This window comes from Saccharopolyspora sp. NPDC047091 (assembly GCF_040643635.1).
Classification (GTDB): domain Bacteria; phylum Actinomycetota; class Actinomycetes; order Mycobacteriales; family Pseudonocardiaceae; genus Saccharopolyspora_C.
In genome coordinates this window covers 1-19,810 of record NZ_JBEYUS010000092.1, presented here as the reverse complement: position 1 = coordinate 19,810, position 19,810 = coordinate 1, and the positions used below count along the sequence as shown (strand labels likewise).

Here is a 19,810-nt window from a genome sequence, read left to right as displayed (position 1 = left end):
GGGATTCTCGCGAGGACAGCGTTTTCGCCTGTGGCGGAGCCACCGGTGAAAACGATCCCGCAGCGAGAATCCCGCTGAGGTTCCGCCACCCGCCCCCTGCGCAACAGGAGTCGAGCCGTCCCATCACCGTCGTTCCAGGACGCCGCGGATGAATGCTGCTTGTCCTGCGTGCTGCAACCCGTCGGCCAGCACGCTCACCAGCCGCACCCCGCGGGTGACCGGCGGCGTCCAGTCGGCGTCGATCACCTCGTCCAGGTCTGCGTCGGTGAGGGTGCGGACGTAGCGGACGGTCCGCTCGTGCACCGCGTCCTGGTAGCCGAGCAGCAGCGATGCGGGCGCGCGCACCTGCGCGACCTGGTCCGAGCTGTGCCCGTAGCCGATGTCCGCCGCGTCGAAGGGCAGCTCGAACCGGTCCCGCCAGCCCTCGGCGAGCCACGCCTGCTCGGTCCCGGCGGCTCCGGCGAGGTGGTCGTCCTGCACTCGGCTGAGGTGCCAGGTGAGCCAGGCGATGGTGTTGGCCTGCGGGTCGAGGCGGAACTCCAGCTGCTCCGGTTCGAGCCCGCGGACCGCCTCGTGCACCGAGCCCTGGATCCGGTCGTATCCGTCGACGAGCACGTCTGCGCTGGTCATCTCGTTGAGCGCCCCTTCCGCGGTGGTTCGGTCGTGCCGCGTTCCACGGTACGGGCAGGCACCGACGAGGGCACCCGGCGCGAGCCCGGTACGTCCGGTTCCGCGGCGACGTTAAGTCCACAGTGGACGATCATGGAGTGATCGAACCGTCCCGGCGTCGACCTTGAAGCGCGGTGCCGGTGCGGGTAGACACCTCGGAGGGACGAGCCACCGCGCCTCCGGGCGCGCGACCGAACGTGAGGTGCCATGAGCGACGCGGAACCGACCTCGGTGGAACGAGCGCGGGCCCTGCTGGCGCGGCACCCCGTGCTGGACGGGCACAACGACCTGCCGTGGGCGCTGCGCGAGCACGGCGCCTACGACCTGGAGCGGCTGGACATCGCCCAGGACCAGTCCGCGGCGCTGCACACCGACCTCGCGCGGCTGCGCGCGGGCGGCGTCGGCGGCCAGTTCTGGTCGGTCTACGTCGAGGCCGAACTCCAGGGCGACCGGGCCGTCGCCGCCACCCTGGAGCAGATCGACTGCGTGCTGCGGCTCGTCGACCGGCACCCGGACCGGCTGCGCCTGGCCGGAACCGCCGCGGAGGTGCGGGCGGCGATGGCCGACGGCCGCATCGCCTCACTGATGGGCGCCGAGGGCGGGCACAGCATCGCCTGCTCGCTGGCCACGCTGCGCGCCTTCCACGCCCGCGGCGTGCGGTACCTGACGCTCACGCACAACGACAACGTGCCGTGGGCCGACTCGGCGACCGACGAACCCGCCGCGCACGGCCTCACCCGCTTCGGCGAGGAGGTGGTGCGGGAGATGAACCGGATCGGGATGCTGGTGGACCTCTCGCACGTCTCCGCCGACACCATGCGGCACGCTCTGCGCGTGTCCCGAGCCCCGGTGATCTTCTCGCACTCGTCGTCGCGCGCGCTGTGCGACCACCCGCGCAACATCCCCGACGACGTGCTCGCCGCGCTCCCCGCCAACGGCGGCGTCGCGATGGCCACCTTCGTGCCCGCGTTCGTGCGGCAGGAGACCCGGAACTGGCTGCGCGACTACGAAGCCGCGCGCGCGGCCGCGGGCGTCGACGAGGACGACGAGGAGCGGGTGGCCGCGTTCCGCGCCGCCCACGAGGCCGAGCACCCGCGCCCGCCCGCCACCGCGGCCACCGTCGCCGACCACCTCGACCACATGCGCGAGCTGGCGGGCGTCGACCACCTGGGGATCGGCGGCGACTTCGACGGCGTCGCCAGCACCCCCGAGGACCTCGCCGACGTGGCGGGGTACCCGAACCTGTTCGCCGAACTGATCGATCGCGGCTGGTCCGAAGAGGACCTCGCGAAACTGGCCCACCGCAACGCGATCCGCGTGCTCGGTGACGCCGAACAGGTCGCGGACCGGCTGCGCGCCACCGAGCGCCCGTCGGTCGCCACCATCGAGGACCTGGACGGCTGATCCCGCCGCCCCCGCCGAATCGGGGGAGCATGCACCCATGCGAGCACCACCCGGCGAGGTGATGTTCGCCGAACCGGGAACACCCGCCGCGACGGCGGAGTTGTTCCCACGAGGCATCCGGAGCGAAAGAGGTATTCATGTCCAAGCTGGCGCAGGTCGGGGTCACCGGTCTCGCGGTCATGGGGCGCAACCTGGCCCGCAACTTCGCGCGCAACGGCTACACGGTGGCCGTGCACAACCGCTCCGTCGGACGCACCCACGAGTTCATGGAGCGCTTCGCCGAGGAGGGCGAGTTCGTCGCCGCCGAGTCCGCGGCCGACCTGGTGGCGTCGCTGGAACGCCCCCGCCGGGTCGTGATCATGGTCAAGGCGGGCGGCCCCACCGACGCGGTGATCGACGAGCTCGCCCCGCTGCTCGACGAGGGCGACGTGATCATCGACGGCGGCAACGCGCACTTCGAGGACACCCGCCGCCGCGACGAGGCGCTGCGCGGTCGCGGCCTGCACTTCGTCGGCACCGGCATCTCCGGTGGTGAGGAGGGTGCGCTGAACGGCCCGTCGATCATGCCGGGCGGTTCCGCGGAGGCCTACGAGTCGCTCGGGCCGATGCTGGAGAAGATCAGCGCCCACGTCGACGGCACCCCGTGTTGCACCCACGTCGGCCCCGGCGGCGCCGGGCACTTCGTGAAGATGGTGCACAACGGCATCGAGTACGCCGACATGCAGCTCATCGCCGAGTCCTACGACCTGCTGCGGCACGCGGGCGGGCTGGAGCCGGCCGCGATCGCCGACGTGTTCCGCGGCTGGAACGAGGGCAGGCTCGCCTCGTACCTGGTGGAGATCACCGCCGAGGTCCTCACCCACACCGACGCCCGCACCGGCGCCGCGTTCGTGGACGTCATCCAGGACCAGGCGGAGCAGAAGGGCACCGGCCGCTGGACGGTGCAGACCGCGCTCGAACTGGGCGTCCCGGTCTCCGGCATCGCCGAAGCGGTGTTCGCCCGCAGCCTGTCCGGGCACGGCGACCTGCGCGAAGCCGCGCGCGACCTGGCCGGCCCCCAGCCCGCGGCGCTGTCCGGCGAGGACGCGAAGCGGCTCGCCGAGGACGTGGAGCAGGCGCTGTACGCGTCGAAGGTCGTGTCCTACGCGCAGGGCTGGAACATGATCTCGGTGGGCAGCCGGGAGTACGGCTGGGACGTCGACCTGGGTTCGATGGCGACGATCTGGCGCGGGGGCTGCATCATCCGCGCCGCGTTCCTGGACCGGATCCGCAACGCCTACGCGGCGGACCCGGCGCTGCCGACGCTGCTGGCGGACGCCGAGTTCTCCCGGGAGCTCGCCGCCGCGCAGGACGCGTGGCGCCGCGTGGTGGCCACGGCCGCTGAACTGGGCATCCCCACGCCGGGCTTCTCGGCGGCGCTGTCGTACTACGACGCGCTGCGGGCGCAGCGGCTGCCCGCCGCGGTGACGCAGGCGCAGCGCGACTACTTCGGCGCGCACACCTACCGGCGCACCGACGTGGAGGGCTCGTTCCACACCCGGTGGGACACGAACCGGGCCGAGGAATCCGCCTGATCGGTGCCACCAGGGCCCGCGGTGCGCTCCGGCGTGCCGCGGGCCTTTCGGCGTTCGGGGCCTCGTTCGGCGGTGGGTGCTCTCGGTCGGCTGCGGCGGGCTGCATCTCGTCGCTCGTCCGCGGGCTCCGTTAGGCCGACGGAGTGCATTCGGTAACGACCGTCCGTGTTCGGCGACATGTCCATCGAGCCTGGTGAACGGCATCAGGCCCGATGCGCCCTCCGGGGCGGAAAAGAGAAAACGGACATGGGTATGCGGACGTTCCCGCAGCTGCCGAACACGCCCTCCCTGCCGCGGCCGCACCAGCGCAAGTGGCCGTGGATCACCGGTGGCGTCTTCCTGCTGCTGTTCGTCGTCGGCCTGGCGGCCTCCTGCGCCTCGCCGCCGCAGGCCGAGCGGGCGCCGGTCTTCCCGGTCACGACCACCCCGGTGGCGGTCGAGCCCCCGGAACCCGAGGTGGTGCTGCCGGTCGTCGCGGGCCGGGGCGCCCGGGTGGTGCTCGACGAGCTGCGCGCGCTGGGGCTGACCGCGGTGACCGCGGTGTCCGCGGACACGACCTCGGCGGTGCCGGTGCCGGAGACCTGGGTGGTCAGCGCCATCGAACCGGCCGCGGGCACCGCGGTGCGGCTCTCGGCGCCGGTCGTGGTGAAGCTGGTCGCGCCCGCGCCCGCGCCGTCACCGGAACCGGCACCGGCCCCGAGCCCGGTGCGGCTGCCCCGGACCGTCGACAGCACGCCCGAGGTTCCCGCCGCCCCGCACACCCCCGAGCCGGAGCCGTACGTCGCGAAGACCTACGACGACCCGGCGCCGTCGGTGTACTACGAGAACTGCGCCGCGGCCCGCGCGGCCGGGGCGGCACCGGTCTACCGCGGGGAACCGGGGTACAGCGCGAAGCTCGACCGGGACGGCGACGGGATCGGCTGCGAGAACTGACCCCGCTCAGCTGAACGGCCCGTCCACCCGATCCGCTCGGGTGGGCGGGCCGTTCGTCGCGGGTCAGCCCTCCAGCTTGGCCCGCAGGAATTCGAGCGTGGCGCCCCAGGCCTTGGCGCCCTGCACCGAGTCGTAGGTGCCTATGGGGTTCTCGTCGTTGAAGAACGCGTGGCCGGCCGGGTAGATCCGGAAGTCGGGCCGGGTGCCGGATTCGTTCTCGATGCGGTCGGCGAGGGCTTCGACGGCGTCCGGCGGGGCCAGGGTGTCCTGCTCGGCGAAGTGCCCGAGCAGCGGTGCGGTCAGGTTCTCGAAGCTCGGGTAGTCCTCGCGGAGCACCCCGTAGAACGGCACCGCGGCGGCGATCTTGTCGCCCTGCTGCGCGGCGAGCACCAGGACGAACCCGCCGCCCATGCAGAATCCGACGGCGCCGATCTTCTCGCTGGTGACGGCGTCGTGGGCTAGCAGGTAGTCGACGGCCCCGCCGAGGTCACGGGCGGCGCCTTCGATCGGCAGCTCCTGCATGAGCTGCCCGGCTTCGTCCGAGTCGTGGGTGGTGCGGCCGCCGTAGAGGTCGGGGGCGAGCGCGACGAACCCTTCGGCGGCGAGCCGGTTGGTGACGTCGGCGATGTGGTCGGTGAGCCCCCACCACTCCTGGATCACCACGACGCCGGGCCCGCTACCGGATTCCGGCAGGGCGAGGTAGCCGTGCGCGGTATGCCCGTTGCTGGGGAAGGTCACGTTCTGCATGGGGTTGTCAGCCATGCCCGCATTGCACCACCTGCGGGTCCCGGTCGGCATCGGGTGGGGCGGGTGGCGTCAGAGTTCCCGCAACCGGGTCAGGACCGCCTCCAGCACGGCCAGGTCGGGGCTCGTGCGCGGCGGCGGCTCGGTGAGCTCGCCGCTGCACAGGTGGACCCAGCCGGTGCCGTGCCGCGCGCGATCCGGGGCGGGGATGGTGCCGCACCCGTCGGCGGCGGTCACCGCGCCCGCCGGGCCAGGTCGAGCTCGCAGGCCGGGCAGCGGTTCCCGCTCCAGCCCGGCAGCACGGCCAGGACGTCGGGCGCGAAGCTCCCGCCGCACCGCGAGGTGAGCGCGCGACCGCGCTCGGCCGGATGCCGGACCTCGAACGCGTGGCTGAGCAGCCCGGACACGCCGAGCGCGGTGTCGCGGTAGCGGGCGAAGAAGATCATCGCGGCCGCCGCGGGGCCGGACGCCGGTGGGCGAGCGGCGGGGCGTGCCCGGCCCGCTCCCGGCAGTCCGGGCACACCCCGGACGGCAGCAGGAACCCGGGCCAGGACGGGCGGACCTCGCGCCCGCACAGCGCCCGCGCCACGCATCCGGGCGTCCACCGCCAGTCGGCGGGTACCGCGTGCGCCACCGCGCGGTACCGGCTCCCGACCCACTTCGCCGCATCTCGTCGATCACTCATGGTGACAGCTTGTTTGCGGAGGGTGCGTGGACGTCAGGTCAGCGGAGTGGTCATCATGGGTAACCGTGGGTCTGCCCAACGAAGCCCTGCGCGCCGCCCGGCTCCGGACCGCCTCCGGTCGCGCACCCGGTGAGCCGATGTCGCGTTCCGAGCTGGCGTCCGCGGTGTCGGCGTGGTTGTGGCGGGAGACCGGCAAGCGCCACGACCTCGATCCGCACCTGCTGGCGAAGTGGGAGCGGGGTGCGGTCCGGCTCCCGACCGCGCCGTACCGGGCGGCGTTGCGCGCGGTGCTGGGCGTCGCCTCGGACGCCGAGCTCGGTTTCGCCGCGGCGGTTCCCGCGTCGACCCCCGAACCGGTGGTCCCGCCGACCGCCGGACCGGATCCGCTGGAGCACGGTCCCCCGGCCGACGCGAGCTACGTCGAATCGCTGCGCGGCGCGGTCGGCCAGTTCGTGCGGATGGATTCGCTGTTGGGTTCGGGCGAGGTGGTGGACGCGGTGGTGCGGCGGTTTCGGGATGCCCAGCGGGTGTTGGCGTCGGGTCGTTTCCGGTCGGGTGTGGAGCGGGATCTGGAGGCGGTGACGGCGGAGTTGGGTGAGGTCGCGGGGTGGATGTTGATCGATGCGCAGCGGCATGGGGAGGCGCGGTTGGTCAACGCGGAGGCGTTGATGTTGGCGCAGATCGCGGGGGACACGTCGATGCAGTGGTTCATCCTGTCGAACCAGGCGTTGGCGTCGACCAACAGCGGGCGCCCGCGCGAGGCGCTGCGCATCGCCCGGCGCTTCGCGGAGGATGATCGGCTTCCCGGCCGGGTGCGGGCGTTGTTCGACGTGCGTGCGGCGCGAGCACTCGGGGCCTTGGGGGCGACCTCGGACGCGGAGCACGCGTTCGATCGAGCGCGGGTCACCGTCGACGACGGGATCGGTGGGCGTGACCCGGCGTGGACGTGGTGGGTGGACGAGCAGGTGGTCTCGGCGCACCGGGGGCTGATGCACGCCACCGCCGGGCGCCCGGGGCGGGCGCTGCCCTACTTGGCGAAGTCGGCTGAGGAGGCCGAGCAGGTGGTGGACTACCAGTGGGGGCTCTACATCCACCGCGCGAACCTGCTCGACGCACTGCTCGCGGCGGGCGACTTGCCGGAGGCGGAGCGGGCGGCGGCGCAGATCGCCCCGATGGTCGGCCAGATCGCGTCCATCGCCACCGAGCAGGTGCTGCACCGCGCCATCGGCCGCACGGCGGGAACACCGCTCCCGTCCACCCTCTCCGACGCCCTCGACCACCTCCGCCACCGCCTCCCGCAGCGCTGACATTCGCGGGGAGGTGGTGGCGGAACCCACCGGAGCAGAAACGTCAGGAGATCGTCATGGAACGGGTACCGGGCGGATCCGCCGACGCGGATTACGTCGAGTCCTTGCGCGCTGCGATAGAGGAGTTCGTGCGGATGGATTCGCTGTTGGGTTCCGGTGGGGTGGTGGACGCGGTGGTGGGGCGGTTTCGGGATGCGCAGCGGGTGTTGGCGTCGGGTCGTTTCCGGTCGGGTGTGGAGCTGGATCTGGAGGCGGTGACGGCGGAGTTGGGTGAGGTCGCGGGGTGGATGTTGATCGATGCGCAGCGGCATGGGGAGGCTCGGTTGGTCAACGCGGAGGCGTTGATGTTGGCGCAGATCGCGGGGGACACGTCGATGCAGTGGTTCATCCTGTCGAACCAGGCGTTGGGTGGCACGTACTCCGGGCGGCAGCGGGAAGCGCTGCGGATCGCCGAGCGCTTCGGCGAGGACGACCGGATTCCCACCCGGGTGCGGGCGTTGTTCCGGCTCCGCAAGGCTCGTGCGCTGGGGCACCTCGGGGACGGTCCGGCGGCGTTGCGGGCGTTCGACCGGGCGCGCGTGACGTTCGAGGACGGTGTGAGCGGCCGTGATCCGGAGTGGGCGTGGTGGTTCGACGAGCGGGAGCTCGACGGGCACGCCGGGAGCCTGCACGCCTCGCTGGGCAGGCACGCGGAGGCGCTGCCGCTGCTGAGCAGCGCGGTGGACCGTGCGGCAGGGAAGGATCGCCAGCGGTGGGCGCTCTACATCCACCGGGCGTGCCTGCTCGATTCGGCGCTGGCGGCCGGTGACGTCGTCGAGGCGGAGCGGGCCGCGATCGCGGTGGCACCGATGCTCGGCCAGATGAGCTCCGCCCGCACCGAGAACCGGTTGCGCCGCGCGGTCTCCCGCACCTCGCGCGCACCGCTGCCCACCACGCTCTCCGACGTCCTCGACCACCTCCGCCACCGCCTCCCGCAGCGCTGATCACCCACCGCGCCCCGGCTCGCGCCAGGTGAGTGGCCCACCCGCCCGCGGAGGTGGGGCGAACGGGCCGCTCACCTGGGTGGTTCGCGTTAGAGCTGGTCGATGGCGTGCACTGCCGAGACCTCGTAGAGGTGCGGTTCGTAGGACTCGGCGACTTCGGCGGCGGCGGTCATGTGCGGCTGCGCGACCGGGTTCGCGAGCATCGCCCGGAACGCGTCGGCGTCGCTCCACTGCGCGTAGTTGACGACCTTGGTGCCGTCGGTGCTGGCGTGGATGTTCGCGGACACGAAACCCGGCAGCGTGATCATGACCTCTTCGGTCGCCTGGTTGAGCAGGTCGACGAGCTCGCGCTGCCGTTCCGGGCGGACGGTGAAGACGTTGATCAGGGTGGCCAGCGGCGCGCCCTGCTCGATGGTGCTCGGCATGGAGGTCTCGCAATCAACTCGATGTCAGGTTCCTGACATGCAGTGTGTCAGAAACCTGACTCGCGTCAAATCGAGTGGCGTCGTCCGATTCGGTCCACGTGCGTCCGGCGCGGTCGCGTGGACCTCGGCGAGGGCTCGCGAGCGGGCGGAGGGGACACTGTGCTGCGATGACCGAGTTCTCCAGCCTCCCCGACCTGCCGGTGAAGCCGGTGCTCGGCGAGGTCGCCGACGCGCTCGCCGAGCACGGCACCACCGTCCTGGTCGCCCCGCCCGGCACCGGGAAGACCACGCTGGTGCCGCTGGCGCTCGCCGAACGCGGGCTGCGCGTGGTCGTCGCCGAACCGCGACGGCTCGCCACCCGGGCCGCGGCCCGCCGGATGGCGGAGCTGCTCGGCGAGGACGTGGGCGCCACCGTCGGATACTCGGTGCGCGGTGAGCGCAGGCGCGGCCCGCGCACCCGCGTCGAAGTGGTCACCTCCGGCCTGCTGGTGCGCAGGCTGCAAGCCGACCCCGAACTGTCCGATGTGGACGTGGTGGTGCTGGACGAGTGCCACGAGCGGCACCTCGACGCGGATCTGCTGCTGGCGCTGCTGCTGGACGCCCGCGACGGGCTGCGCCCCGACCTGCGGCTGCTGGCCACCTCGGCGACGCTCGCCGCCACCCGCGCGTCCGAAGTCCTCGGCGGCGCACCCGTGCTGCACGCCGAAGCCCGCACCTACCCGGTCGAACACCACTACCTGCCGCCGAACCGCCGGGAACGCATCGAGGCGTGCGTGGCGCGCGCGGTGCGGACCGCGCTCGACGAGCAGGACGGCGACGTGCTCGCCTTCCTCCCCGGTGCGGGGGAGATCCGCCGCGTCGCCGCCGCGCTCGCCGACCTGCCCGAAGTGGACGTGCTCCCGCTGCACGGCAGGTTGCCGCACGGACAGCAGGATTCCGCGCTGCGGCAGGGTGATCGGCGCAAGGTGGTGCTCGCCACCGCCGTCGCCGAGTCGAGCCTCACCGTGCCCGGCGTGCGCGCCGTCGTCGACTCCGGGCTGTCCCGGGTGTCCAGAGTGGACACGCGGCGCGGGCTGGCGGGGCTCGCCACGGTGCGGGTGTCGCGGGCCGCCGCCGACCAGCGCGCCGGCCGCGCCGGGCGGCAGGGGCCGGGTGTGGCGTACCGCTGCTGGCCCGAACACGAGCACAGCACGCTGCCCGCGTTCGCCGAACCCGAGATCCGCACCGCCGAGCTCACCCGGCTCGCGCTGGAACTGGCCTGCTGGGGAACGCCGGACGGTGCAGCGCTGACCTGGTGGGACGAGCCGCCCTCCGGACCGCTCGCCGCCGGGCAGCAGGTGCTGCGCGGGCTCGGCGCGCTCACCGCCGACGGCGCCGTCACCGGCCGGGGGGCGCGGCTCGCCGAGCTCGGGTTGCACCCGCGGCTGGCGCGGGCACTGCTCGACGGGGCCGAGCAGGCGGGTGCGCGGACCGCGAGCGAAGTCGTGGCGCTGCTCGACGACGACACCGTCACCGATGAGTCCGATGTGGACTCCGCGCTGGCTCGGCTGCGGCGCGGCGGACCCGGATCCGACCGGTGGCGGCGGGAATCCCGCAGGCTCGCCGACCGCGTCGACGGTTCCGGGCGAGGAGGTTCGGCGGCGGACGTCGTCGCGCTCGCCTACCCGGAACGCGTCGCGCGCCGCCGCGCCCCGGACTCGCCGGTCTACCTGATGGCCTCCGGGACCGCCGTCGAACTGCCCGCCGGATCACCGCTGCGGCACGCCGAATGGCTCGCCGTCGCCGTCGCCGACCGCGCACCCGGCGCCGCCCACGGCACGGTCCGGCTCGCCGCGCCCATCGACGAAGCGCTCGCGCGCCGGGTCGCGGCCGCCCTGCACAGCACCCGGGACGAGGTCGGCTGGACCGGCGGCGACGTGCGCGCGGTCCGGGCCGAACGCATCGGCGCGATCACCGTGGACAGCAGGCCGCTGCGCCGACCCGATCCGGCGCTGCTGCGGGCCGCGCTGCTCGACGGGCTGCGTCAGGACGGGCTCGACCTGCTCGCCTGGAGTCAGGACGCGGTGCGCCTGCGGCACCGCATCGGCTTCCTGCACGCGTCGATCGGCGAACCGTGGCCCGCCGTCGACGAGGAATCCCTGCTGTCCCAAGCCGATTCGTGGCTGGAACCGGAACTGTCCCGGGCGCGCGGGCGCGCCGACCTGGCGCGGATCTCCGCCGGGGGAGGGCTGCGGCGGCTGATCCCCTGGGACCAGGCCGCGCGGTTCGACGCACTCGCGCCGGAGACCGTGGAGGTGCCGTCCGGCTCTCGCATCAAGATCGATTACTCCGGGGAGCGGCCGGTGCTCCCGGTGAAGGTGCAGGAGGTCTTCGGCTGGCGCCAGGTGCCGCTGCTCGCCGACGGCCGGGTGCCGCTCCTGCTGCACCTGCTGTCCCCGGCCGGGCGGCCCGCCGCCGTCACCGCCGACCTCGAATCGTTCTGGGCGACCGGATACCCGCAGGTCCGTGCCGACCTCCGCGGCCGCTACCCGAAGCACTCGTGGCCCGACGATCCCACCACGGCGACCCCCACCCGCCGAACCCGCCGCCCCAGCTGATCGAACGCGGGGTGAACGGACCGTTCGTCCGGTCCGGTTGCACGAACGGTCCGTTCACTCATCGGTGCGGGCCGCCGAGACACCGGCACGCTCCTGGTGCGGGGTGAACGGACCGTTCGTCCGATCTAGTCGTTCGAACGGTCCGTTCACTCCGCAGCACAGGTCAGGCGGCTCCGGTCAGCCGAAGGGGAGCAGGACCAGGTCGGCGGCGCGCACGTCCGCCAGGGTCCAACCGGTGATGCCGGCCAGGACGCAGCCGGTGCGGATCACCGCGTCCGGGTCCCGTTCACCTGGGTCCAGGTAGTCCTGCTCGACGATCCCGGCGGCCTCCACCGCCTCCCGCAACCGCCCGGTCAGGCCGGGCACGTCGAAGTCGATGTCGTCGGAGTTGGTGGACAGCACTTCGGCGCCGTGCTCGGCGAAGTCCAGGGCGCAGCTCGGTCCGCTGAAGTTGTGCGCCAGGCCCAGCGCCGCGCCTCCGGTGCGGGACAGCGCGACCGCGGGGGACTCGAACCTGCCCTGCTCGTCCGACACCGCGCTGGTGTGCCCCGCGTCGTCGAACACGAACGTCCACCCGCCGATCCGCCCGGCCAGCAGCGCGGACGCGCAGTCGGTGTCGCCGAGCGCGGTGCGCGGCAGCGACGAGTGCTCATCGGTCCGTTCCGCGGGCAGCGTGCAGGGGCGTGCGTGCTTCAGCCGCCCGCCGAGCAACTCCAGCGCCTCGCGGGGCTGCAGGTCGCGAACCAGGTGCACGATCTGGTGCGGGTCCTCCGCGCCGAGTTCGGAGATCCAGGCGGGGCAGCCGCTGGAATCCAGTGCTGCGGCGGGGAATGCGGGTGCGGACATCGTCGTCTCCAGCTCGATCGGTTCGTCGGCGATACCGTGCACCACGGCACCGACAGTCCGGTTCCGGATGCGTCCAGGTGGAGGTTTTCCCCCGGGTGAGCGGATTTCCGGCTCCGGAGGGTGCGGCGCGCGGCCGGATCGGGGAAATCTGCGCCGGACCATCCTGATCTTCGAAGGGGCATCGGCATGACCGCACCGGCCACAGTGGAGGAGTGGCACGGCTTCCTGCGCGCGCACAGCGCGGCGCACCTCGCGTCGCGGATGCTGCGCGAGCTCGTCGCCGACGGGCGGATCGCGGTCTCCGAGCAGCAGCGCCGCACCGGCTGGCTCGGGCGCGAACCCGCCACCGAGGACGCCGTCCAGGCCGCGGAGGAACGCCTCGGATGCGCGCTGCCGCCGAGCTTCCGGAACTTCCTGCTGGTCAGCGACGGCTGGAGCGAGTCGGGCGACGAGCTGCACGGCCTGTTCCGGCTCGACGGCGTCGGCAGGTTCGAGGACCTCCGCGCCGAGCTGATGGACGCCTGGGCGGACCTGGACTTCTTCGCCGACGAACTCGCCGTGCTGCGCCGCTCGCTGCTCATCGCCGACCACGAGGACGGCGTGTACTGGGTGTTGAGCCCGGATTCCGGCGATGCGGACGGCGGCTGGACCGCCTGCGTCTGGGACACCGCCGACGGCGCCCCGGCGAAGTACCGCACCTTCGGCGACCTCGTCGCCGACGCGCTCGCCTGACCGGCCGCCGGCGGACGTCCCGCCGCGCGAACCGAAACTCGACCGAGGACCCGAACTCACCGACGTCCCGCGCGGCGGCCCGGCAACACCACCCGAGCCGCGCGGCGGAACCGGACGTCGGTGATCAGACGAGCGCGACCGCGAGGAGCGGCGCCGCGCGCAGGTCGTCCATCGTCCACGTCACTCCCGCCAGCGCGCAGCCGATGCGGGTCACCGCCGCCTCGTCGGTCTCGCCCGGTTCCAGATGGGGACGTTCGACGATGCCCGCGGCCGCCGCGGCCGCGCGCACCGCGGCGGGCGGCGGCTCGGTCTCGTGGTCGATGTCGTCGGAAGTCGTGCTGTAGACCCGGGAACCGTCCACCGCGTAGTCGATGCTGAGCAGCCCGCTGATGTTGGCGTGCAGCATCACCGCGGGCCCGCCGGACGCGGAGAGCGCCTCGGCGGGAGCCTGCGCGGCGGGCCGCGGCGGGGCCTCGTCCTGCAGCGCCGACCAGTCGCCGGTGCGCATCCCGCCGAGCAGTGCGCGCATCGTGTCCAGGCCGCCCACCTGGAACGTGCTGCCCGCGTCGTCGAACACCAGCGTCCAGCCGCCGATGCGCGTCGCCAGCAGCACCGACAGGCACTGCGGGTCGCCGAGGGCCGCGCGCGGCAGCGAGGTGAACTCGTCCGGCCGCTGCTCGGGCAGCGTGCACGGAGCGGCCGACGCGGCATCCGCGCCGAGGATCTCCAGCGCCCGCACCGGTTCCAGGTCGCGCACCAGGTGCGCGGTGTGGTTCGGTCCCGGCACGTCCAGTTCGGACAGCCAGATCGGATACCCGGTGGCGTCCAGGGTTCCGGGTGGGAAACCGGGCGTGGGCATGGCGGCTCCTCGTCATCGTCGGCGGGTGCCGTGAGTCTGTCCGGTGCGGGCGCGGCCGCCGCCGTTCCGCGGGCCCTCCGCCGCCGAACGCGGGAATCCCCTCGACCGTCCAGCGGCCGAGCGGCGCCGCCGTTCTCCGGAAGGCGATCGCCGCTGCGGCCCGGCCGTCCGCGGGCGGTGGGCGATCGGGCCGCGACCCGCGGTGACGGGATGCCGGGCGATTCACACTTCCTTGACAAGGGACGACGCGGGCTGAAAAGTTGACGAGTCGTTCCAATGCGACGGTGTGCAGGAAACCGGTGCGAATCCGGTGCGGTCCCGCCACTGTGAACGGGGAGCCGCGTCCACCAGGGCCACTGTCGGGCAGCCGATGGGAAGGCCGGGCGCGACGTCGATCCGCGAGCCAGGAGACTGGCACCGTCGTACCGATTCGCACGGGGTCGCGGAGCCCCGGAGGAGGTACGCAGTGCACCCGGATTTCCCGCACACACCCGGTTTCGCGGTCCCCGAACCGTTCCGCGCCGCGTGAGCGGCGTGCTCGGCCGCAGGCGGCTGCTCGCGGGCGTGGCCGGCGCGATCGCCGCGGTTCCCCTCGTGTCCTGCGCGGGCGGTTCCGGGACGAGTGCGGGCAGGCTGCGGCTGGCGTTCCCCGCCGGTGGCGCCACCGAATCGCTCGACCCGCACACCGGTTCGCTGTTCGTCGACCAGGCCCGCGCCAAAGCCCTGTTCGACACGCTCGTCGGGTACGCCGACGACATGAGCGTGGTGCCGCGGCTCGCCGAGAGCTGGCAGCCCGACCCGACCGGCACCCGGTGGCGGATCCGGTTGCGCCCGGCCGAATTCCACGACGGCAGACCGGTCACCGCCGAGGACGTGCTGTTCACCTACCGGCGCATCGCCGACGACGCCACCGCCGCGCAGGCCGCCTCGCACTTCGCCGACGTCGACTTCGGCGCCAGCAGGGCGATCTCGGCGACCGAACTGGAACTCGTGCTCGGCTCGCCGAACTTCGAATTCCCCTCCGCGTGGGGCGCCCCCGCCACCGAGATCGTGCCCGCGGGCACCACCGACTTCACCGCGCCCGTCGGCTCCGGGCCGTTCCGCTTCGTCTCGTTCGAACCGGGTGGGCCCGCCGTGTTCGCCCGCTTCGACCGGCACTGGTCCGGACCCGCCACCCCGGCCGAGCTGGAATTCGTGCCGATGGAGCAGGAGAGCGCGCGGGTCAACGCGCTGCTGTCCGGGCAGGTCGACTACGCGCACGACGTGAGCGCCAACTCGGTGCGGCTGCTGGAGCAGGGCGGCCGGGCGCGGGTGCACTCGGCGCCGTTCGGCACCATGCAGGCGCTGCTGCTGAAGGTGGACCGGCCACCGTTCTCCGATCCGCGGCTGGTGCAGGCGGTGCGCGCCGGGCTGGACCGGCAGGCGCTGCTGGACATCGCGCTCAGCGGCCAGGGCAGGCTCGGCAACGACCTGTTCGGCGCCGGGTTGAAGTACTACCCGGCGGATCTGCCCGCGCCCACGCGCGACCTCGGCCGGGCCCGGGCGCTGCTGCGCGAGGCCGGCGTCGACGGGCTGAGCTGGGAGTTGCAGACCAGCTCCGTCGACCCCTACTTCGAATCCGCCGCCAGCCTCATCGCCCAGCAGCTCGGCGAAGCCGGGATGCGGGTGTCGCCGCGGATCGGGCCGTCCGAGACGTACTTCTCCGACATCAAGGAGCACGGGGTCGCCTCGCTGTCCCGGACCGCCGCGCTGCCGGTGCCGACGTTCCTCGGGCAGCGGATGACCTCCGACGCCGGGAGCAACAACTACACCGGATACCGGTCCGCCGAGTTCGACGCGCTCTACGCCGAAGCGCTCGCCACCGCCGACGACGCGCACCGCGCCGATCTGCTGGTGCGCGCGCAGCGGCTCGCCCGGGAGAGCAGCGGGAACGTGGTGTGGGGGTTCAGCGGCTGGAACGTCGCCACCTCCACCGCCGTCTCCGGAGTGCGGGGCGCACCGCCGAACTCGCTGGACTGGGCCAGGTTCGACCGGGTGAGCGTGGGTTGATCGCGCCCGCCGCGCGGGTCTCCGCCGCGGTGCTGCCCCGGCTCGGCGTCGCGCTCGTGCAGATCGCGGTGGTCGCCGTCGGCGTGTTCGCGCTCACCGCGCTGCTGCCCGGCGACACCGCGCAGGTCGTGCTCGGCGACCACGCCGACACCGGGCAGGTCCGGGTGCTGCGGGAACGGCTCGGGCTCGACCTGCCCTGGGGCACCCGGTTCGCGCAGTGGGCGGGCGGGGTGCTGCACGGCGACCTCGGCACCTCGCTGCGCACCGGCAGGCCCGTGCTCGACGAGATCACCGGCAACGCCGCCACCACCGGGCTGCTCACCGCGCTGACGCTGCTGATCGTGCTGCCGCTCGCCGGATGGCTCGGCGTGCGCAGCGGGCTGCGCGCCGGGAGCCGGTTCGACCGGACGGTGAACTCGGTGGTGGTGCTGCTGAACTCGGTGCCCGAGTTCGCCCTCGCGCTGCTGCTCGTCGGGGTGTTCGCGGTGCAGGCCGGTTGGCTGCCCGCCACCGCGGGCGGGCTGTCCGGGTGGGCGCTGATGACGCAGCCCGCGGTGCTGGTGCTGCCCGTCGGCGTGCTCGTCGCCAAGCAGCTCAGCTCGCTCGCCCGCCAGGTCCGCACCGGTGTGGTCACCGCGAACGGCGCCGAGTACGCCACCCACGTGCGCCGCGCCGGGCTCGGCGAGCGGCAGGTGGTGCTGCGGCACGTGCTGCCGAACACGCTCGGGCCGGTGCTGCAGCAGCTGGCGCGCACCGTGGACGGGCTGCTCGGCGGCGTCGTCGTGGTGGAGGCGCTGTTCGCGCTCGGTGGCCTCGGCTCCGGATTCGTCGAAGCCGTCAAGGCGCGCGACCTGCCGGTGGTGCAGGGCTACGCGCTGCTGTTCGCGGCGATCACCATCGGCCTGAACCTCGGCATCGACCTGGTGGCGCGGCGGTTCCGGGCGGGGACGCGATGAGCCGGGCCGCCGGATGGCTGCTGCTCGGGGTCCCGCTGCTGGCGGCGCTGGCTGGGCCGCTGCTCGCCGCGCTGCTGCCCGGCGGCGGATCGGTGCGGGCCGCGCACGTCCCGCTGCTGCCGCCCGGCGCGGACCACCCGCTGGGCACCGACGTGCTCGGGCGGGACGTGCTGGCCCTCGCGCTGCACGGCGGCGGTTCGGTGCTGGTGCTGGCGGGCGGCGCGCTGCTGCTGACCTACTTGGTGGGGGTGCCGCTGGCGCTGGCCGCCGTCGGGCAGCCCCACCGGTGGATCGACCGGTGGCTGACTCGCGGGCTGGACCTGGTGCTGGCGCTGCCCGGACTGCTGGTGCTGATGGTGCTGGCCGCGACCGGTACCAGGACCGGGGCGGCGCTGCTCGTCGCGGTCGCGTTGCTGCAACTGCCCGCGGTGGTGCGGATCGTGCGCAGCGCCGCGCTCGGCACCCGGCGGCGCGGCGTGGTGGAAGCCATGGCGCTGCAAGGGGAATCGTGGTGGCGGGTGCACTTCGGCTACGTCGGGCGCGGCGTGCTCGGGCCCGTCGCGGTGGACGCGGGCGGGAGGCTGAGCCTGGTGCTGTACCTGGTCGCCTCGGCGAACTTCCTCGGCCTGGGGCTCGACCCGGCGACCGCCGACTGGGCGGTGCTGGTGGAGCGCAACCAGGAGGCGCTGTTCCTGCAACCGTGCGCGGTGCTGGTGCCCGCCGGCCTGCTGGTGGCCCTGTGCACCGGCCTCAACCTGCTCGTGGACCGGTACCTGGTGACGGGCGGACCCGGCACCCGGCCCGCGCCGGGTGAACGGACCGTTCGTCCGCGGCATCGGTCGGAGGAGCCGTCCACCCGGGTCGTCCGGGTGGAGTGAACGGACCGTTCGTCCACTAGAGCTGGACGGACGGTCCGTTCACCCCGCGACCGGGCGAGATCGTCTCTGCGCGGGGGCCGAGTGAACGGATCGTTCGTCCCATCTGGTCGGACGAACGGTCCGTTCACCTCAGGATGGTCGGGGTGAACGGACCGCCCGTCCCACGAGTTCGGACGAACGGTCCGTTCACTCGACGTGCTCGGGCCGGATCAGCTGCGGAGGTCGAGTTCGGTGACGAGCCGCGCCACCTCGGCCCGCTCCGCGGGCGGGAGGCCGCGCACCGGGCGCGGCAGGTTCGGGTGCGCGACGAGGCCGAGCTCCTCGGCGATCGCGGACACCACGCGCAGGCTGCCGCACCGCCCGAACAGCTCCCACAGCGGCGCCAGCCGGGCCGATTCCGCCGTCGCCGCAGCGGAATCCCCGGCGAACGCGGGGCGCGCGATCGCCGCCGCGACCTCCGGCACCGTCCCGGCCAGCACCGAGTACCACGCCCGGCACCCGGCGAGGATCCCCGCGGCGGCCAGCGGATCACCGGCGACGCCGAGCGTCACCGGCTCCGGCAGCAGGCCGCGCAACCGGGATACGCGGTCCACCGGCTCCGGTACCCCGGGGATCTTGACCGAGGCGACGTGCGGCAGCGCCGCGATCCGCGCGTGCAGCTCGTCGGTGAACGTGACGTGCGTGGTCCCCGGGTTGTCGTAGACCACCAGCGGGACCGACAGCGCCGCGGTGACGTCCGCGTAGAGCCCGAACACCTCTTCGTCCGTCAGCGCCTGGTACGACACCGGGGCGAGCAGCACGCCCGCCGCCCCGGCCCGCTGCGCGTCCTCGGCCAGCGCCAGCACCTCGCGGGTGCGCAGCGCGCCGATGCCGACGAGCACCGGGACGTCCCCGGCGTGCTGCACGGTCAACCGCGCGACCCGGGCGCGCTCCGCCCGGTCCAGGTACGGGTAGCTGCCGGTGGAGCCGAGCGCGGTGATCGAGTCGACCGGGGCGGTGGCGAGCCGTTCGACGAGCCCCGCGAACGCGGCCTCGTCGACGCCCCGGTCGGTGACGGGGGTCAGCGGGAACGCGCTGAGTCCGGTGAACATGCGTCCTCTTCGGAGGTCAGGCCGGCAGCGCGGCGTCGAGCGCGCCGCGCAGGTCGGCGATGAGGTCGTCGGCGTCTTCCAAGCCGACCGCGAGCCGCAGGTGGCCGTAGCGCCGGAACTGCTCGGGGTAGTGCTCGTCGCCGCCGCGCGCCCCGGCCGCGACGTGCACGATCAGCGTCTCGTCGTGCCCCAGCGACACCGCCGAGGTGATCACCCGCAGCGCCCCGACGAACCGGTTCTGCACCGCCGGGTCCCCGTCCAGCGCGAACGCCAGCACCGCCCCGGCGCCCCGGCCCCCGAACTGCCGGGTCGCGAGCTCGTGCTGCGGGTGCCCGGGCAGCCCGGGGTAGGCGACGAACGCGATCCGCGGCTCGGCGTCGAGGAATTCGGCGATGCGCTGCGCGTTCGCCAGGTGCTGGCGCAGCCGCAGCGGCAACGTCACCGAACCCCGCATGATCAGCCAGGCGTTGAACGGGGCGAGCACGCCGCCGACGTCGACGCCCGCGTCCGCCCGGATCTGCGCGACGAGCGCGCGGGAGCCGATGACCGCGCCGCCCATGGCGTCGCCGTGCCCGTTGATGAACTTCGTCAGCGAGTGCACCACCAGGTCGGCCCCGTCTTCGAGCGGCCGGTACAGCGGCGGCGGGGTGAACGTGCCGTCCACGCTCAGCAGCGCCCCCGACGCGTGCGCGATCTCGGCGACCGCGGCGATGTCGGTGACCGCGGTCGTCGGGTTGGCGATGGTCTCCACGTGCACCAGCCGCGTCGTGGGGCGCACCGCCGCGCGCACCGCGTCCAGGTCGGTGCTGTCGACGAACGTGGCCTCAATGCCGTAGCGGCGCGGCAGCAGCTCCGCGAACAACCGCCACACCGCCTCGTAGGTCACCGCCGAGACGACCACGTGGTCGCCCGCGCGCAGGTGCGTGAAGAACACGGCGTGCAGCGCGGCGACCCCGCTGGCGAACACCAGCGCCGACTCGCCACCGTCCAGCGCGGCGAGCTTGGTCTCCAGCGCGTGCTGGTTGACGTTGCCGTTGCGGGCGTAGATGCGGACGTCCGGGTCCGACCAGGACAGGAC

At 73.6% G+C, this 19,810-nt stretch carries 20 protein-coding genes and 1 riboswitch; of the genes, 10 read left to right on the top strand and 10 right to left on the bottom strand.

From position 1 onward, the window contains the following. Positions 1–123: 123 nt before the first annotated feature. Positions 124–630, bottom strand: a complete 507-nt coding sequence (locus tag ABZ805_RS26765; protein ID WP_358445876.1) for a DUF664 domain-containing protein — start codon at positions 628–630, stop codon at positions 124–126. A 246-nt stretch (positions 631–876) separates the two neighbouring features. On the opposite strand from ABZ805_RS26765, the gene ABZ805_RS26760 reads away from it, so the two are divergent. The 3 genes from ABZ805_RS26760 to ABZ805_RS26750 all read left to right on the top strand — a co-directional run bounded on the left by ABZ805_RS26760 (position 877) and on the right by ABZ805_RS26750 (position 4,580). Further along, on the top strand, positions 877–2,073 hold the full coding sequence (locus ABZ805_RS26760) for a dipeptidase (protein ID WP_358445874.1): 1,197 nt from the start codon (positions 877–879) through the stop codon (positions 2,071–2,073). Positions 2,074–2,210: 137 nt separating this feature from the next. Beyond that, positions 2,211–3,647 carry an NADP-dependent phosphogluconate dehydrogenase gene (gene gndA / locus ABZ805_RS26755; RefSeq protein WP_358445871.1) on the top strand — a complete coding sequence of 479 codons (1,437 nt, stop codon included), beginning with the start codon at positions 2,211–2,213 and terminating at the stop codon, positions 3,645–3,647. Positions 3,648–3,893: 246 nt separating this feature from the next. After that, a complete protein-coding gene (locus ABZ805_RS26750; protein WP_358445868.1) occupies positions 3,894–4,580 on the top strand; it encodes an excalibur calcium-binding domain-containing protein in 687 nt (228 codons plus the stop codon). 63 nt (positions 4,581–4,643) lie between these two features. Here ABZ805_RS26750 and ABZ805_RS26745 read toward each other — a convergent pair whose 3' ends face one another. Genes ABZ805_RS26745 through ABZ805_RS26730 form a run of 4 tightly spaced genes read right to left on the bottom strand, consistent with a single transcriptional unit; the run spans position 4,644 to position 6,009 of the window. Continuing rightward, entirely contained in the window at positions 4,644–5,342 is a 699-nt protein-coding gene (locus ABZ805_RS26745) for a dienelactone hydrolase family protein (RefSeq protein ID WP_358445866.1), read from the bottom strand. Positions 5,343–5,396: 54 nt separating this feature from the next. Next, positions 5,397–5,561, bottom strand: coding sequence for a hypothetical protein (locus ABZ805_RS26740; RefSeq protein ID WP_358445863.1), 165 nt, complete (start codon positions 5,559–5,561; stop codon positions 5,397–5,399). Beyond that, positions 5,558–5,770 (bottom strand): hypothetical protein, encoded by a 213-nt coding sequence (locus tag ABZ805_RS26735; protein ID WP_358445861.1) that lies wholly within the window; start codon positions 5,768–5,770, stop codon positions 5,558–5,560. The genes ABZ805_RS26740 and ABZ805_RS26735 overlap by 4 nt, the downstream gene beginning before the upstream one ends. Then, a complete protein-coding gene (locus tag ABZ805_RS26730; protein ID WP_358445858.1) occupies positions 5,767–6,009 on the bottom strand; it encodes a hypothetical protein in 243 nt (80 codons plus the stop codon). Before ABZ805_RS26730 ends, ABZ805_RS26735 begins: the two co-directional genes overlap by 4 nt. Before the next feature lie 65 nt (positions 6,010–6,074). Between ABZ805_RS26730 and ABZ805_RS26725 the strand changes: the two genes are divergently transcribed. Both ABZ805_RS26725 and ABZ805_RS26720 read left to right on the top strand, forming a co-directional pair. After that, positions 6,075–7,316, top strand: coding sequence for a hypothetical protein (locus tag ABZ805_RS26725; RefSeq protein WP_358445856.1), 1,242 nt, complete (start codon positions 6,075–6,077; stop codon positions 7,314–7,316). Between the two features lie 56 nt (positions 7,317–7,372). Next, positions 7,373–8,299, top strand: a complete 927-nt coding sequence (locus ABZ805_RS26720) for a hypothetical protein (protein ID WP_358445853.1) — start codon at positions 7,373–7,375, stop codon at positions 8,297–8,299. Positions 8,300–8,388: 89 nt separating this feature from the next. Here the strand turns inward: ABZ805_RS26720 and ABZ805_RS26715 are convergent, their stop codons facing one another. Beyond that, the gene (locus tag ABZ805_RS26715; protein ID WP_258341700.1) at positions 8,389–8,724 is read right to left on the bottom strand and encodes an antibiotic biosynthesis monooxygenase family protein; all 336 of its coding nucleotides are present in this window, start codon (positions 8,722–8,724) and stop codon (positions 8,389–8,391) included. Between the two features lie 167 nt (positions 8,725–8,891). Here ABZ805_RS26715 and hrpB point away from each other — a divergent pair, with 167 nt between their 5' ends. Then, on the top strand, positions 8,892–11,321 hold the full coding sequence (gene hrpB, locus ABZ805_RS26710; protein ID WP_358445850.1) for an ATP-dependent helicase HrpB: 2,430 nt from the start codon (positions 8,892–8,894) through the stop codon (positions 11,319–11,321). 177 nt (positions 11,322–11,498) lie between these two features. Here the strand turns inward: hrpB and ABZ805_RS26705 are convergent, their stop codons facing one another. Next, positions 11,499–12,212 carry a hypothetical protein gene (locus ABZ805_RS26705; RefSeq protein WP_358445847.1) on the bottom strand — a complete coding sequence of 238 codons (714 nt, stop codon included), beginning with the start codon at positions 12,210–12,212 and terminating at the stop codon, positions 11,499–11,501. A gap of 141 nt (positions 12,213–12,353) precedes the next feature. On the opposite strand from ABZ805_RS26705, the gene ABZ805_RS26700 reads away from it, so the two are divergent. Further along, the gene (locus tag ABZ805_RS26700; RefSeq protein WP_358445844.1) at positions 12,354–12,899 is read left to right on the top strand and encodes an SMI1/KNR4 family protein; all 546 of its coding nucleotides are present in this window, start codon (positions 12,354–12,356) and stop codon (positions 12,897–12,899) included. A gap of 124 nt (positions 12,900–13,023) precedes the next feature. On the opposite strand, the gene ABZ805_RS26695 is transcribed toward ABZ805_RS26700, so the two are convergent. Beyond that, a complete protein-coding gene (locus ABZ805_RS26695) occupies positions 13,024–13,758 on the bottom strand; it encodes a hypothetical protein (RefSeq protein WP_358445841.1) in 735 nt (244 codons plus the stop codon). Between the two features lie 267 nt (positions 13,759–14,025). After that, positions 14,026–14,193, top strand: a riboswitch (cobalamin riboswitch). Between the two features lie 90 nt (positions 14,194–14,283). Between ABZ805_RS26695 and ABZ805_RS26690 the strand changes: the two genes are divergently transcribed. The 3 genes from ABZ805_RS26690 to ABZ805_RS26680 are packed head-to-tail and all read left to right on the top strand — an operon-like array spanning position 14,284 to position 17,641. Continuing rightward, positions 14,284–15,807, top strand: a complete 1,524-nt coding sequence (locus ABZ805_RS26690; RefSeq protein ID WP_358445838.1) for an ABC transporter substrate-binding protein — start codon at positions 14,284–14,286, stop codon at positions 15,805–15,807. Beyond that, positions 15,804–16,763 (top strand): ABC transporter permease, encoded by a 960-nt coding sequence (locus tag ABZ805_RS26685; RefSeq protein ID WP_358445836.1) that lies wholly within the window; start codon positions 15,804–15,806, stop codon positions 16,761–16,763. Before ABZ805_RS26690 ends, ABZ805_RS26685 begins: the two co-directional genes overlap by 4 nt. After that, a complete protein-coding gene (locus ABZ805_RS26680) occupies positions 16,760–17,641 on the top strand; it encodes an ABC transporter permease subunit (protein ID WP_358445833.1) in 882 nt (293 codons plus the stop codon). Before ABZ805_RS26685 ends, ABZ805_RS26680 begins: the two co-directional genes overlap by 4 nt. A 209-nt stretch (positions 17,642–17,850) precedes the next feature. Here ABZ805_RS26680 and ABZ805_RS26675 read toward each other — a convergent pair whose 3' ends face one another. Both ABZ805_RS26675 and ABZ805_RS26670 read right to left on the bottom strand, forming a co-directional pair. Next, positions 17,851–18,732, bottom strand: a complete 882-nt coding sequence (locus ABZ805_RS26675; RefSeq protein ID WP_358445831.1) for a dihydrodipicolinate synthase family protein — start codon at positions 18,730–18,732, stop codon at positions 17,851–17,853. 16 nt (positions 18,733–18,748) lie between these two features. Beyond that, on the bottom strand, positions 18,749–19,810 hold a 1,062-nt coding region (locus tag ABZ805_RS26670), incomplete at its 5' end, for an aminotransferase class I/II-fold pyridoxal phosphate-dependent enzyme (protein WP_358445829.1).